This window comes from Microbulbifer harenosus (assembly GCF_005771435.1).
In the GTDB taxonomy this organism is placed as follows: domain Bacteria; phylum Pseudomonadota; class Gammaproteobacteria; order Pseudomonadales; family Cellvibrionaceae; genus Microbulbifer; species Microbulbifer harenosus.
This window is the reverse complement of the sequence record NZ_VANI01000007.1, coordinates 82,487-96,298: the sequence shown is the minus strand read 5'-3', so window position 1 is coordinate 96,298 and position 13,812 is coordinate 82,487. Positions and strand designations below refer to the sequence as shown.

12 protein-coding genes are annotated in these 13,812 nt (G+C 57.9%); 3 read left to right on the top strand and 9 right to left on the bottom strand.

Translation table 11 applies throughout. The features are described from left to right. Positions 1-110 precede the first annotated feature (110 nt). On the bottom strand, positions 111-1,220 hold the full coding sequence (locus tag FDY93_RS07025) for an NADH:flavin oxidoreductase (protein WP_138235044.1): 1,110 nt from the start codon (positions 1,218-1,220) through the stop codon (positions 111-113). Positions 1,221-1,347: 127 nt separating this feature from the next. Here FDY93_RS07025 and FDY93_RS07020 point away from each other — a divergent pair, with 127 nt between their 5' ends. Then, positions 1,348-1,809: a winged helix-turn-helix transcriptional regulator gene (locus FDY93_RS07020; protein WP_138235043.1), complete on the top strand. Its 462-nt coding sequence runs from the start codon at positions 1,348-1,350 to the stop codon at positions 1,807-1,809. A gap of 15 nt (positions 1,810-1,824) precedes the next feature. On the opposite strand, the gene FDY93_RS07015 is transcribed toward FDY93_RS07020, so the two are convergent. Genes FDY93_RS07015 through FDY93_RS07005 form a run of 3 tightly spaced genes read right to left on the bottom strand, consistent with a single transcriptional unit; the run spans position 1,825 to position 4,424 of the window. Next, positions 1,825-2,400, bottom strand: coding sequence for a phosphoribosyltransferase (locus FDY93_RS07015; protein WP_138235042.1), 576 nt, complete (start codon positions 2,398-2,400; stop codon positions 1,825-1,827). A gap of 19 nt (positions 2,401-2,419) precedes the next feature. Next, positions 2,420-3,145 carry a pteridine reductase gene (locus FDY93_RS07010; protein ID WP_138235041.1) on the bottom strand — a complete coding sequence of 242 codons (726 nt, stop codon included), beginning with the start codon at positions 3,143-3,145 and terminating at the stop codon, positions 2,420-2,422. Between the two features lie 46 nt (positions 3,146-3,191). After that, on the bottom strand, positions 3,192-4,424 hold the full coding sequence (locus FDY93_RS07005; protein WP_138235040.1) for a multifunctional CCA addition/repair protein: 1,233 nt from the start codon (positions 4,422-4,424) through the stop codon (positions 3,192-3,194). Positions 4,425-4,907: 483 nt separating this feature from the next. Between FDY93_RS07005 and FDY93_RS07000 the strand changes: the two genes are divergently transcribed. Continuing rightward, positions 4,908-5,471 (top strand): response regulator, encoded by a 564-nt coding sequence (locus FDY93_RS07000; protein WP_138235039.1) that lies wholly within the window; start codon positions 4,908-4,910, stop codon positions 5,469-5,471. Between the two features lie 47 nt (positions 5,472-5,518). Here the strand turns inward: FDY93_RS07000 and FDY93_RS06995 are convergent, their stop codons facing one another. The 3 genes from FDY93_RS06995 to FDY93_RS06985 all read right to left on the bottom strand — a co-directional run bounded on the left by FDY93_RS06995 (position 5,519) and on the right by FDY93_RS06985 (position 10,672). Further along, positions 5,519-7,081: a SpoVR family protein gene (locus FDY93_RS06995; protein WP_138235038.1), complete on the bottom strand. Its 1,563-nt coding sequence runs from the start codon at positions 7,079-7,081 to the stop codon at positions 5,519-5,521. Then, complete coding sequence (locus FDY93_RS06990) at positions 7,081-8,361, bottom strand: YeaH/YhbH family protein (protein WP_138235037.1); 1,281 nt, start codon at positions 8,359-8,361, stop codon at positions 7,081-7,083. Before FDY93_RS06990 ends, FDY93_RS06995 begins: the two co-directional genes overlap by 1 nt. A gap of 388 nt (positions 8,362-8,749) precedes the next feature. Beyond that, the gene (locus tag FDY93_RS06985; RefSeq protein WP_138235036.1) at positions 8,750-10,672 is read right to left on the bottom strand and encodes a PrkA family serine protein kinase; all 1,923 of its coding nucleotides are present in this window, start codon (positions 10,670-10,672) and stop codon (positions 8,750-8,752) included. A gap of 390 nt (positions 10,673-11,062) precedes the next feature. On the opposite strand from FDY93_RS06985, the gene galE reads away from it, so the two are divergent. Next, complete coding sequence (gene galE, locus FDY93_RS06980) at positions 11,063-12,088, top strand: UDP-glucose 4-epimerase GalE (protein WP_138235035.1); 1,026 nt, start codon at positions 11,063-11,065, stop codon at positions 12,086-12,088. 59 nt (positions 12,089-12,147) lie between these two features. Here galE and FDY93_RS06975 read toward each other — a convergent pair whose 3' ends face one another. Then, positions 12,148-12,972 carry a symmetrical bis(5'-nucleosyl)-tetraphosphatase gene (locus FDY93_RS06975; protein ID WP_138235034.1) on the bottom strand — a complete coding sequence of 275 codons (825 nt, stop codon included), beginning with the start codon at positions 12,970-12,972 and terminating at the stop codon, positions 12,148-12,150. Positions 12,973-12,984: 12 nt separating this feature from the next. Continuing rightward, entirely contained in the window at positions 12,985-13,806 is an 822-nt protein-coding gene (gene rsmA / locus FDY93_RS06970) for a 16S rRNA (adenine(1518)-N(6)/adenine(1519)-N(6))-dimethyltransferase RsmA (RefSeq protein WP_138235033.1), read from the bottom strand. Positions 13,807-13,812: the final 6 nt, after the last annotated feature.

Below are 13,812 nucleotides of genomic sequence, written 5' to 3'. Positions count from 1 at the left end.
CTTTGCACCTGTAGGAGCCTGCCTTGCAGGCGAATTCTGACCAGCAAACCAAGCAGTGCTCGCTAAACGCCTGATTGGGCCCTGCAAGGCCGGCTCCTGCAAGGTGCGGATTAGCTCAGGCTTGCCAATGCCTCTTTGGTAAACGGCACTATCTCTTCTTTCCGACCTTCCTTCATTTTCTGCAGCCAGTTCGGGTCCTGCAGCAGTGCGCGACCCACGGCGATCATGTCGAACTCATTGTTGTCCATGCGGCGGGCCAGCTCGTCGAGACCGGTTGGGTTGGCGGTGCCGCCCATGCCCTGGTTATTGCCGCCGATAAAGTCGTCGTCGAGGCCTACGCTGCCGACCGAGATGACCGGTTTGCCAGTCAGTTCCTTGGTCCAGCCCGCCAGGTTCATATCGGAACCCTCGAACTCAGGCACCCAGAAGCGTCTTGTCGACGCGTGGAAGACATCCACACCGGCATTCGCTAGCGGGGTGAGGAAACGCTGCAGTTCGTCCGGGGTGTTTGCCAGGCGTGCGTCGTAGTCTTGCTGCTTCCACTGGGAATAACGCAGCACGATGGCGAAATCTTCCCCCACCGCATCGCGCACGGCTTCGATGATTTCCACGGCAAAGCGGGTGCGGTTTTCCAGTGAGCCGCCGTACTCGTCGTCGCGCACGTTGGTACCTTCCCAGAAAAACTGGTCGAGCAGGTAACCGTGGGCACCGTGCAGCTCCACGCCGTCGAAGCCCACTTCCTTGGCGGCCTTCGCCGCGTCCGCAAATGCCTTGATGGTGTTCTGGATGTCGGCTTTGGTCATGGCCTGACCGTTGGGTTTGCCGGGCTTGAACAGGCCGGAGGGGGAAAAACCGGGTAGGGATTTATCCGGGCCTGTGCCCTCCTTGCGGACCGAGCCCACATGCCACAGCTGCGGAATGATCTGGCCACCCGCGGCGTGCACGTCGGCAACAACCTTTTTCCAGCCCGCCAGTGCCTCGTCACCGTAGATGGCTGGCACGTTTTCGTAGCCATTGGCCGCGGGCTCGACAAATGTGCCCTCGGTGATGATCAGGCCCACTTCGCCCTCGGCGCGGCGGCGGTAATAGCCGGCGACCTGGTCATTAGGTACGTAGCCCGGGGAGGCAGTGCGGGTCATAGGGGCCATGGCCACGCGGTTGCGGAGTTTCAGGGATTTGTGTTCAAACGGACGTAACAGGCTGTCCAGGGTGCCACTCATAACGGTCTCCCGATTTCTGGAATTCGATGGACCTGCGCGGCTTTGCTGCCGGTGGCCCGAAATAAGGTTGCGTAATGAAACCGGATTTGGTTTTTTAATGCAACCCTTTTCCCGTATACTGCGCCCCATGGCACGTAAACGTTTTGATGATCTGGGCTGCTCGGTGGCCTGCGAACTGAATGAGGTCGGTGACTGGTGGTCCCTGCTGGTAATCAAGCAGGCGATGCTGGGCACCCGGCGTTTCGTGGATTTTCAGGGTGAGCTTGGGATTGCCAAGAATATTCTTTGTGACCGCCTGTCCCGCCTGGTGGACAACGGCGTAATGATCCGCGTGGATGTGGGCGAGCATGGCACCCGCTATGAGTATCGCCTGACCGACAAGGGGCGGGATCTGTTTCCGGTGGTTGTGGCGCTGCGCCAGTGGAGTGAACGCTGGAATGGCAACCGGGATGACATGCAACTGGTGGAGCGCAGCAGCGGCAAGCCCATTGCCCCTGTGGCCGTCCAGAGTGTGCAGGGTGTGGTGCTGGGCGTGCGGGATGTGTTGTTTGTGGATGATGAGGGGCGGCCCTTGGAGAAGATGGGCTGACCCCTGGCCCCGGATTTATGCCTTGTTCTTCAGCGCGCGCAAGCGTTCCTCATGCTTGCGCAATTCTTCCTTGTTTTCCAGAATTTCATCCATGGTGAGTCCCTTCAGTTCGTGCGGGAACACCAGCCATTTGTCGGTCTCGTGGAGGTAGTAATCGGGCTCGAATTCGGTCTGGTTGCGGCTGGGCTTGAAATAGGGGCAGGCGATGCGGATTTCCGGGGTGTTCTTTTTGCACGCCTTGCGCATATCGCTGATGGCCTGCTGGATACTTAGGCCGGTATCGTAAACGTCATCCACGATCAGCATTTTTTCATGGGACTCCACCTGCTTGATCAGGTAGGTGAGCCCATGCACCTTCACTTCTTTCTGACGCTGGCCAATCCCCGCGTAGGAGGAGGTGCGAATGGCGATGTGATCGGCATGGAAGCCAAGAAAGTCGAACATCTCCTGCACCGCGATACCGATGGGTGCTCCGCCGCGCCAGACACCGACGATATAGTCGGGGCGGAAACCGCTCTCTACCACTTTCAGGGCCAGGCTGTAGGAATCATCCAGCAGGGACTGGGCAGAAATAAATTGCTTGTCGCTCACGTAAGGCCTCGTTGAATTCTCAGATGTTCAGGCTGCGACCGCCGTCCACGGCGATCACCTGGCCGGTAATGTAGGGGGCATCGGTCGCCAGGAAACGCACGGTGCGGGCAATGTCCGACGGCTTGCCACTGCGCTGCATGGGGATGCGCGCCAGAATCCGTTCCTTGTTATAGCCTTCGCTCTCCTGTTGCGGCCACAGTATTGCACCGGGCGCTACGGCGTTGACTCGCACATCGGGTGCCAGCTCTCGCGCCATGCTCTTGGTCAGCATTACCAGGCCGGCCTTGGCGGCACAATAAATGGTGTGGCTGGGCATCGGCTTGTCGGCGTGGATGTCGGCAAGATTGACGATACTGCCTCTGGCTTTGGTCAATGCGGGCGTCAATGTCTGGCTCAGAAAGAAAGGTGCTTTCAGATTGCTGCCCATTAATTCATCCCACTGTCGCTCATCGGCGCTGCCGATGGGGGTGGGGAAAAATGCAGAGGCATTGTTGACGAGTACGGAGATCTCGCTGAAGCAGGCGAGCGCGGCTTCGGCGAGTTGCTGGCAGTCCGCGGCGGTCTTGAGGTCACTCTGGATTGCCGCGGCAGAATCCGGGCGCCGTCGGTTCAGTTCCTCCACCAGCGCCAGCGCCGCCTGATCGGCGCTGCGGTAGTGGATGATGACCCGGTGATCAAGGTGCAGTTCTTCGGCAATGGCGCGGCCCAGGCGGGCGGCGGCGCCAGTGATCAGGGCTGTTGCCATGGTGGCCTCCATAAAACCGGTTTGCTTGGATGGGCTGGCGCTGAGGTCACTTCTGCCCGGGGGCGCCGTAGGTTTGCTTCAGGTTGGCCAGTGCCTCCAGGCGCGCCCGGTCCAGGGCCTTGCCCAGTTGCGCACCCTCGAACCCCTGCGCCATCAGTGCTTGTGGGTCTACTCCGGCGGCGGCCTCGCGGGCAGCGCGCAAATAGCCCGCCTGTGGGTACTCGCGGTCTTCCAGGCCCAGGCGGCCACGCGCGTCCGCCTCGCAGCTCTCCAGGAACTGTTCGAAACGCTCCGGCCGGCGCAACGCGTCCAGAGCGCGCAATAATTTGAGAATTGTCTGCGGGCGCAGTTCAAACGCCTTGTGGCAGTGCAGGTGGTACTCGCACACCCCGAGTGCCAACGCGGTGATGGGGTTGGGTACCCGCAACCGTTGGCACACCGCCTTCACCAGTGGCAGGCCGGCGGCTTCGTGCCCCCGGTGGCTGGGCAGCACGTGGTCCGGAGTGATCCCCTTGCCCAGGTCGTGCACCAGTACTGCAAAGCGCACCGGCAGGTCCGCCGGCGCCTGGCGCAGAGCGCGCAGGATGTGGTCGCCGGTGTCAATTTCGGGGTGATGCAGCGCCGGCTGGGGTACGCCGAACAGGCGGTCCACCTCCGGCAATAGCACGCGGAGGGCTCCGCAGTCCCGCAGTACCTGGATAAAGATATCTGCCCGCGGCTCGGTCAGAGCGCGGCTCACTTCCTTCCAAACCCGCTCTGGCACCAGATGTTCCACTTCCCCTGCATCCACCATGGCCTGCATTAGCGTCATAGTCTCGTCGGCCACGGAAAATCCCAGTGGCGCGTAGCGGGCAGCAAATCGCGCCACTCTCAGGATGCGCAGTGGATCTTCGGCAAAAGCGGGGGCGACATGGCGCAGTTTGCGCGCGCGGATGTCCGCCTGGCCGTTATAGGGGTCGATGATCTCGCCGTCCGGGGTTTCCGCCATGGCGTTGACGGTGAGGTCGCGGCGCTGGAGGTCCTCCTCAAGAGTGACATCGGGGCTGGCGTAAACAGTAAAGCCGCCGTAGCCGTGACCGCTCTTGCGCTCGGTGCGAGCCAGGGCGTACTCCTCGCGGCTGTCGGGGTGCAGAAATACGGGAAAATCCTTGCCCACCGGGCGGAAGCCGCGCGCGAGCATTTCGGCTTCGGTGGCGCCGACTACCACCCAGTCCCGCTCGTGAATCGGGCGCTGAAGCAGTTTGTCGCGAACGGCACCGCCGACCAGATAGATTTTCACTGCCGTGCTCCCCGGGTGTTGCCGGTTGTGGACGAGGGGTAGAGGGGGGCAGGGATTGCCATAAATGCCGCCACTCCCGACAAAGCGTCGCGCTTGCCGAGTAAAAACTGGGAAATCAGGGGGCGGGAAGATAAAAAAAAGGCCCCGAAAATACAAGGGGGCCCAGGGTCTTAGGGTATTCGTGAAGAGAGAGAAACCCAACAAGCTCGCATTCCGGCTTCCCGGCTTTTTCTGGAGATGGCTGCAAAAGCCCGCAAATCACAGAAAATTGGCGATTTTTGCCAATGGTTGACTGACCCATGACAACTTGCTGTCCATTCTATTTAACCTGTCTTAGCTGTCAACCTTGGCTATCAAACTTTTATTGAGGGAAGTGTCGGTTGGTTCGTTAAATATATATAGGCATAGAATTAAAGCCTGTTTATTTGGTTTAATTCAGCATAATTAATAAAGAAATGCGCGATTCGTGGGGGATAGTTATAAATGAGCGAGGTGCATGTTCTCACTACCGGGGAGGCCGCCCGGTACTGTGGGGTGAATTTTCGAACCGTGATCCGCTGGATCGAGCGCGGCCAGTTGAAGGCGTACAAGCTTCCGGGGCGCGGCGATCACCGCATCTGTGTGGAAGACTTTGTGGGCTTTCTGCGCGACAACGCTATGCCGGTGCCTGCGGAACTTGGCAGCGCTACGCGCAAAATCCTGTTGGTCGCCAACTCACCAGAGCTCGCGGCTGCCCGCCAGTTGTTGCAGCAGGCGGGGTGTGACGTGGAAATTGCCGGGGACAGCTTCAGCGCCGGCGCGCTGCTCGCAACGGCCAAGCCCACCATGCTGGTGCTGGATACCAATCTGGATGGCGTTAATGGCTTTCAGGTTCTGGATACTATCCGCTCGCGGGCGGAATTTTCTTCCGTGTGTGTGCTGCTGATTGCGCCACAAGGGGAAACCAACCAGCAGCGTTGGCTCGATGCCGGTGCCGATGCGGTAGTTGCGGCGAGCTGTGATCGCAGTGAACTGGTGGGGCGCGTCAATCTGTTGTTGGATGCCTGATCTTTTGCCGGTGTTTTTTTGCTTCTATCTGGTGCCCCGGCCGCTCGTCAGATCGGCTTGGGTACCAGCATGGATTCTTCGTCTTCCGTTCTGTCTCTTCCCATTTCCGGGCAGTGGTAGCTCGCGGTAATTTCATCGCCATTCAGGCTGTGCAAGTGCACATTGAATCCCCACAGGCGGTGCAAGTGCTTCAGCACTTCTGTGGTCTCTTTGCCCAGCGGCCGGCGTTGGTGCTGGGTGTGGTGCAGAGTCATCGAGCGATCCCCGCGGGTATTTACCGAGTACACCTGAATGTTTGGTTCGCGGTTGCCTAGGTTGTACTGCCCTGCGAGTTTCGCGCGCAGTTCCCGGTAGCCATCCTCATTGTGGATTGCATTCACCAGAATTTCTTTTTCCCGGTCGTCATCGGAAATACAGAAAAGCTTCATATCCCGCATTACTTTCGGCGACAGGAACTGGAGGATGAAGCTTTCATCTTTGAAGTCCCGCATGGCGAACTGCAGGGTCTCTTTCCAATTGCTACCGGCGATGTCCGGGAACCAGGCCCTATCCTCTTCCGTCGGGTTTTCGCAGATGCGGCGCAGGTCGGTAAAGATATTGAATCCCAGGGCATAGGGGTTTATGCCGTTGTAATAGGGGCTATCGTAGGGTGGTTGATAAATAACGCTGGTGTGACTCTGCAGGAACTCCAACATGAATCCATCGGTTACTTTGCCGCGCAGATAGAGTTCATTCAGCAGGGTGTAGTGCCAGAAGGTGGCCCAGCCTTCGTTCATTACCTGGGTCTGGCGCTGCGGGTAAAAGTACTGCGCCATTTTACGCACAATGCGTACCAGCTCGCGTTGCCAGTTCTCCAGCAGCGGCGCATTTTTTTCGATGAAGTACAGTAGGTTTTCCTGGGGTTCTTCGGGGAAGCGGTGTGTTTTTGCTTGCTCCTCGCCGCCGCCAGGTCTGGGAATGGTGCGCCACAAATCGTTCAGTTGGCGCTGCCGGTACTCTTCGCGTTCCTTTTGGCGGCGTTCTTCTTCATGGGCGGAAATCGGATAGGGGCGCTTGTAGCGATCGACGCCGTAGTTCATCAGTGCATGGCAGCTGTCGAGCAGGGATTCGACTTCATCCACACCGTGGCGCTCTTCACAGCGGGCGATATAGTTCTTGGCAAACAACAGGTAGTCGATGATGCTGCTGGCATCGGTCCAGGTGCGAAAAAGATAATTGCCCTTGAAGAAAGAGTTGTGTCCATAGCAGGCGTGGGCGATCACCAGTGCCTGCATCGTCATGGTGTTTTCTTCCATGAGATAGGCAATGCAGGGGTTGGAATTGATAACAATTTCATACGCCAACCCCATACGCCCGCGCTGATAATTGTTTTCGACACTGATGAATTGTTTGCCGAACGACCAGTGGTTGTAGCCGACCGGCATGCCCACCGAAGAATAGGCATCCATCATCTGTTCGGAACAGATGATCTCAATCTGATTTGGGTAAGTGTCGAGACCAAATTCCTTGGCCAGCAGCGCAATTTCCCGGTCGTACTCCTGAACCAGCTCGAAGGTCCACTCGGACGTGGTCGAGATAGGCTGCTTGTTGTTGATGGCAGTATCTAACATCAGGCGACCACCTTCTGGCTAAATAGTTGACGGAACACCGGGTAGATATCTTTGACGTCGATGATCTGTTCCATAGCGAAGTGCTCGGGAAAGGCCATGGCCACGCTCTGGTATTCGTCCCACAGCGCCTGATGGTCCCGCGGTGTGATTTCCACGTAAGAGTAGTACTGTACGTGGGGCATGATGTCGTCGATCAGAATCTTGTGGCAGGTGCTGGAGTCGTCGTTCCAGTTGTCGCCATCGGAAGCCTGGGCGCCGTAAATATTCCACTCGCTGGCCGGATAGCGCTCACGCATAATGTCGCGCATCATCTTCAGTGCACTGGAAACAATGGTGCCGCCGGTTTCCCGTGAGTAGAAAAACTCCTGCTCGTCTACTTCCTTGGCGCTGGTATGGTGACGAATGAACACCACTTCGGTGTATTCGTAACTGCGCTGTAAAAACAGGTACAGCAACAGGAAAAAACGCTTAGCCATGTCCTTGGTGGCCTGGTTCATGGAGCCGGATACATCCATCAGGCAGAACATCACGGCCTTCGAGCGCGGTCTTGGCTGCTTAATCAGCAGGTTGTACTTGAGGTCGAAATCATCGAGAAACGGAATGCGGTTGACACGACCGCGCAGCTCTTCGATTCTCAGACGCAGTTCGTCCACTTTGCGCTGGTCTTTCAGCGCCTGGTCTTTGCTTTCCTCGAGCTCGAGTTCCTGTTCCAGCACTTTTATATTGCGACGCTTGCCGCCACTCAGCGCGATGCGACGCGCGTTGGCAGCGCGCATGGAGCGCACCACGTTCAAGCGCCCGGGTGATCCTTCGTTGCAGATGCCTGCGCGCACAACCTGGAAGGATTCATTGCCAGCGAGCTTGCGTTTGACCATGTTTGGAAGTTCCAGGCCTTCGAACATGAAGTCGAGAAACTCTTCCTGGGAGATCTGAAATACAAATTCGTCAATCCCTTCGCCGCTGTCGCTGGCACCGCCCCCGGCGCCACCCTGGCCGGCACCTTGCCCGGGGCGGGGGATGCGATCACCGGTGATGAATTCCTTGTTGCCGGGCAGTACTTGTTCCATATGGCCGCCGCGGCCATGGGAAAATAGTGGTTCATTGAGATCGCGAGAGGGAATGCTGATTTTTTCGCCCTTATCCATGTCGGTGATGGATCGGCTGTTCATGGCTTCACCGACGGCTTTTTTGATATGGGCTTTGTAGCGCCGCAAAAAACGCTGACGGTTTACCGTGCTTTTCTTCTTGCCATTCAGGCGACGGTCGATGATGTAGCTCATAGTACTGCCTTAGACCTATTGGTTATAAGGTCGATATGTGGCGGCCCTGATGCCGGGGGCAGTTTGTGAGACACGCCGTGAACCCATCCCTGGGGGCTCGGCTGCGGCCATCCAGGCCGCAGACGGTCTCACAAACTGCCCCCGGCACCAGGGCCTTCGCATTTAACTTCTTCTCTTTTACCTGAATTCATTGATCAAGAACCAGTTTCCGGAGAAGTTCGGGGCGATGCTGGCGGATGCGAAGGTGGAGGTGCCGATAAGGTTTTGCGAGACTGTCCGTCGGAGGGACCCGACGGACAAGCCCCCATGGATGGGTTCACGGCGTGTCTCGCAAAACCTTATCGGCACCTGCGCCGCCACTGAATTTCGCCGGAACCATCTGTCTGGATCACTGAGATTTACGCACCCGCAGATACCACTCGGAAAGCAATCGCACCTGCTTCTCGGTATAACCGCGCTCGACCATCCGTGCGACAAAGTCCGCGTGTTTCTTCTGGTCGTCTGCCGACGCCTTGGTGTTGAACGAGATAACCGGCAGCAGATCCTCGGTGTTGGAGAACATCTTCTTCTCGATCACCGCGCGCAGTTTCTCGTAAGAGCGCCAGTCGGGATTTTTTCCCTGATTGCCCGCGCGGGCGCGCAGCACGAAGTTGACGATCTCGTTGCGGAAATCTTTCGGATTGGAAATACCTGCGGGTTTCTCGGTTTTTTCCAGCTCCTCGTTCAGCGCGGCGCGGTCGAGAATCTCACCGGTTTCCGGATCGCGATACTCCTGATCCTGAATCCAGAAGTCGGCGTAAGTTACGTATCGGTCGAACAGGTTTTGACCGTATTCCGCGTAGGACTCGAGATAGGCGGTCTGGATTTCCTTGCCGATGAATTCCACATAGCGTGGTGCCAGATACTCCTTGATGAAACCCAGGTAATTTTCCTGCTGTTCCGGCGGGAACTGTTGCTGCTCAATCTGCTGCTCGAGAACATACAACAGGTGCACCGGGTTGGCCGCCACTTCGGTTGCGTCGAAGTTAAACACCTTGGACAGGATCTTGAACGCGAAACGGGTGGACAGGCCATTCATGCCTTCATCTACACCGGCGTTGTCGCGGTATTCCTGTATGGTTTTTGCTTTCGGGTCTGTGTCTTTCAGGTTTTCTCCGTCATAAACACGCATCTTTGAGAAGACGCTGGAATTATCCGGAATCTTGATTCGCGACAGCACTGAAAACTGGGCCAGCATCCGCAGTGTGTCCGGTGCGCAGGGCGCTTTGGCCAGTGAGCTGTGTTCCAGTAGCTTGTCGTAAATCTTGATCTCTTCCTTAACCCGCAGACAGTAGGGCACCTTGACGATATAAATGCGGTCGAGGAAGGCTTCGTTGTTGCGGTTATTGCGGAAAGATTGCCACTCGGATTCATTGGAGTGGGCGAGGATCACGCCGTTGAACGGAATGGCGCCGAGACCCTCGGTGCTGTTGTAGTTACCTTCCTGGGTGGCGGTCAGCAGCGGATGCAGCACCTTGATGGGCGCCTTGAACATCTCCACGAATTCCATCAGGCCCTGATTGGAACGGCACAGGCTGCCGGAGAAACTGTAGGCATCCGGGTCATTCTGTGGAAAATCTTCCAGCTTGCGGATGTCCACCTTGCCCACCAGGGACGATATATCCTGGTTGTTTTCATCACCGGGTTCGGTTTTGGCGATTGCGATTTGATCGAGAATGGACGGCCGGATCTTCACCACCTTGAATTTGCTGATGTCGCCCTTGTACTCGTGCAGGCGCTTGACCGCCCAGGGAGACATGATGGTGTTCACGTAGCGGCGCGGAATGCCGTAGTCCTCCTCCAGGATCTGGCCGTCCTCGTTGGGCGAAAACAGCGCGAGAGGGGATTCAAACACCGGCGAGCCCTTGATCGCATAAATCGGGATCTGCTCCATCAGCGCCTTCAGGCGCTCCGCCAGCGAGGATTTGCCGCCGCCCACCGGGCCCAGCAGATACAGGATCTGTTTCTTCTCTTCCAGTCCCTGGGCCGCATGGCGGAAGAAGGAGACGATCTGCTCAATGGCCTCCTCCATTCCATAAAATTCACTGAACGCCTTGTAGCGCTTGATGACCTTGTTGGAGAAAATGCGCGAGAGTCGGGGGTCGCGGGAGGTGTCGATCAGCTCGGCTTCACCGATGGCCATCAACATGCGCTCCGCGGGAGAGGCATAGGCGCTGCGGTCGTTCTTGCACAGCTCCAGATACTCCTGGATGGTGAGTTCTTCTTCCTGAATCGACTCGTAGCGTTCCAGGTAGTGATTGAATATCGACATGGTGTACGACTCCCTGTAGCGTACCGCGCCAGTAATCGGTCTCCTGCCGTGGAGGGCCGACTGCGCTGCAGCGTGTAATGACCGCGAAAACATCCCGCAACGAATGCCAGTGAATGCCGGCGCGCGAGAACGCTAACTTTATTACCTATTGATTGCGCGACGATGCTGCTGTCGCAACAGGGGGACAGTCGTCCCCGCACCTTCAGGATAGTCAGCGCTGGGACCTTCCACGGCAGATCGGCAAAAGATGGGTTGAAACTGGCGTCAGTTTTGCGAAGGGCGTTTGCCGCGTAAAATACATCGCATCCCTGTCTGTCAGACTGGCGGAGTAAACCGGGGCTGGCCTGGGGCCGCAATATTGCGGAATGAAATGAACAAAAAAGGAAGATTATGAAGGTTCTGGTAACCGGAGGCGCCGGCTATATCGGCAGTCACACCTGCGTAGAATTGCTGGAGGCCGGCATAGAGCCGGTGGTGGTAGACAACCTGTGTAACAGCAGTGAAACGGCTCTGGCACGGGTAGAAATGATTACCGGCAAATCCGTGCATTTTCACCCTGTGGATATCCGCGATGCCGAAGCGCTGCGGGAAGTTTTCCGCACACATACCGTCTCTGCCGTGATCCATTTTGCCGGGCTCAAGGCCGTTGGCGAGTCGGTTTCCCAACCGCTGCGCTATTACCAGAATAATGTTGCAGGTACGCTTACTCTGTGCGAGGTGATGCAGGAGTTCGGCGTGCACCAGCTGATTTTCAGTTCCTCCGCCACCGTCTACGGCGACCCGGCCAGCGTGCCTATCCGCGAAGACTTTCCTACCGGCGCCACCAATCCTTACGGTGCCAGCAAGTTGATGGTGGAAGACATCCTGCGCGACCTGTGCAAGGCGCCGGGCAATGCCTGGAAAATCAGTCTGCTGCGCTATTTCAACCCGATTGGCGCGCACCAGAGCGGTGCCATCGGCGAAGATCCTGCGGGTATTCCCAATAACCTGTTGCCCTACGTGGCCCAAGTGGCAGTGGGGCGTTTGCCGCAACTTCAGGTTTTCGGTGACGATTACCCTACGCCAGACGGTACCGGCGTACGCGATTACATCCATGTGGTGGATCTGGCCCGAGGCCATCTGGCCGCGCTGAACAAGCTGCAGAAGGCGGAAACCGATGCCGGTTGCTACACCTACAATCTGGGCACGGGTCGCGGCAGCTCGGTGCTGGAAATCGTGCGCGCGTTTGCCGCGGCTGCGGACAGGAAAATCCCCTACAGCATCGTACCGCGCCGCCCGGGCGATATCGCCGAGTGCTATGCCGACCCGGCCTACGCAGAACAAGAGCTGGGCTGGAAGGCGGAATTCGATTTGAAGCGCATGGTAGAAGACACCTGGCGCTGGCAGTCGCAGAATCCGCAGGGATATGCCGATTAAGTCGTTACCCTGGATTGTTTATTCGAAGCGGGCTCTCGGGCCCGTTTTTCTTTACGGATTCAGAAGGTGCAATCCGCACAGAAAAATTCCTCATCATCCAGCCGCATCGCGGTCAGATAACCACCCCACACACACCCCGTATCCAACGCATACACATTCCTGGTGTGCGCTTCCCCTTCCAGCGCGGCCCAGTGGCCGAAGATGATCCGGTCGTCCTTTGTTTTGCGCTCTTTGAAACTGAACCAGGGTTTGTAGTCGTGGTGTGCTGCCAGCGGTCCCTGTTTGGTGACGAGATCGAGGGTGCCGTCGGCTTTGCAGAAACGCATGCGCGTGAAGTAATTGGTAATTGAGCGCAGGCGCTCGACGCCGATCAGGTGGTCGCTCCACTTGTGGGGCTCATTGCCGTACATGCCGTAGAAATACGCCTTGGTCATGGCCGGGTCGCGCAGCGCCCGGTGCACTTCGCCTGCCAGTTCCAGCGCCTTGCTCATGCTCCACATGGGGGGGATGCCGGCGTGCACCATGGAAAAATATTTATCGGCGACTTTCTTGTGCACCATCAGCGGCTGATCCTGCAGCCAACCCAGCAAAACGTCCGCGTCTTTTGCACGCAGTACTTCTGCCAGGTCGTACTCCTTGTCGGTGAGGCGTTTGGCACCGTGGGCGATGGCCAGCAGGTGCAGGTCGTGATTGCCGAGCACCGCGGTGATCTGGTGACGGTGCCGATACAGGAAGCGCAGGGTGCCGAGGCTGTCGGGGCCGCGGTGCACCATGTCGCCGGCCAGCCACAGCTTGTCCCTGTCCGGGTCAAAGCGGATTTTTTTCAGCAGTCTCTCGAGTGGTTCCAGGCAGCCCTGGATATCGCCGATTGCGTAAGTTGCCAACGTCTGCCCCGTTTACTGCGGTTGATCCGGTGACGGTGTGAGGCTGCCGCAGAAGTCCGCCAGCTCCACATACTCCTTCACGCTCAGGGTTTCCGGGCGACGGCTGGCGTCCACTGGCAGCTGCTCCGGGTCAAGCTCCGGGAACAGCGGTTTCAGTGCATTGCGCAGGGTCTTGCGGCGCTGTTGGAAGGCGACGCTGACGATGCGTTCGAGCAGGGCTTCGTCCTGCGCCGGGTGCGGCAGTGTCTGGTGGGGAATCAGGCGCACGATGGCGGAATCCACCTTGGGAGCCGGGCGGAAAGACTGCGGTGGCACCGGGAAGAGTCCCTGCACACGGCAGTGGTACTGGGTCATCACACTCAGGCGTCCGTAGGACTTGGCGCCCGGTACGGCGCTCAGGCGGTCCACCACTTCCTTCTGCAGCATGAAATGCATGTCTTTCACCTTGCCGCGGAAACTCAGCAGGTGAAACAGCAGCGGTGTGGAAATGTTGTAAGGCAGGTTGCCGACGATGCGCAGTTGCTCACCTTCGCCCTGCGCGAGGCTACCGAAATCGAATTTCAGCGCATCCTTCTCGATGATGGTGAAGTCGGGGAAATCGCGAAACTTGAACTGCAGCATCGGAATCAGGTCGCGGTCCAGTTCCACCGCGGTCAGCGAAGGGCACTTGTCCAGCAGCAGCGCGGTAATGGCGCCCTGGCCGGGGCCGATTTCCACCAGTTTGTCGGTGTCCTTGGGGCCGATGGCGCGCACGATGCGCTCGATGATGTTCTCGTCGACGAGAAAATTCTGGCCGAAGCGCTTGCGCGCCTTGTGTTGGAAAAAGTTGTCCATGGATTG

Excerpts from the sequence above, each read along its gene's own strand:
- galE (WP_138235035.1), top strand. The coding sequence starts at position 11,063 with ATGAAGGTTCTGGTAACCGGAGGCGCCGGCTATATCGGCAGTCACACC.
- FDY93_RS06985 (WP_138235036.1), bottom strand. The coding sequence starts at position 10,672 with ATGTCGATATTCAATCACTACCTGGAACGCTACGAGTCGATTCAGGAA.
- FDY93_RS06990 (WP_138235037.1), bottom strand. The coding sequence starts at position 8,361 with ATGAGCTACATCATCGACCGTCGCCTGAATGGCAAGAAGAAAAGCACG.
- FDY93_RS06995 (WP_138235038.1), bottom strand. The coding sequence starts at position 7,081 with ATGTTAGATACTGCCATCAACAACAAGCAGCCTATCTCGACCACGTCC.
- FDY93_RS07025 (WP_138235044.1), bottom strand. The coding sequence starts at position 1,220 with ATGAGTGGCACCCTGGACAGCCTGTTACGTCCGTTTGAACACAAATCC.
- FDY93_RS07010 (WP_138235041.1), bottom strand. The coding sequence starts at position 3,145 with ATGGCAACAGCCCTGATCACTGGCGCCGCCGCCCGCCTGGGCCGCGCC.
- FDY93_RS07020 (WP_138235043.1), top strand. The coding sequence starts at position 1,348 with ATGGCACGTAAACGTTTTGATGATCTGGGCTGCTCGGTGGCCTGCGAA.
- FDY93_RS07000 (WP_138235039.1), top strand. The coding sequence starts at position 4,908 with ATGAGCGAGGTGCATGTTCTCACTACCGGGGAGGCCGCCCGGTACTGT.
- rsmA (WP_138235033.1), bottom strand. The coding sequence starts at position 13,806 with ATGGACAACTTTTTCCAACACAAGGCGCGCAAGCGCTTCGGCCAGAAT.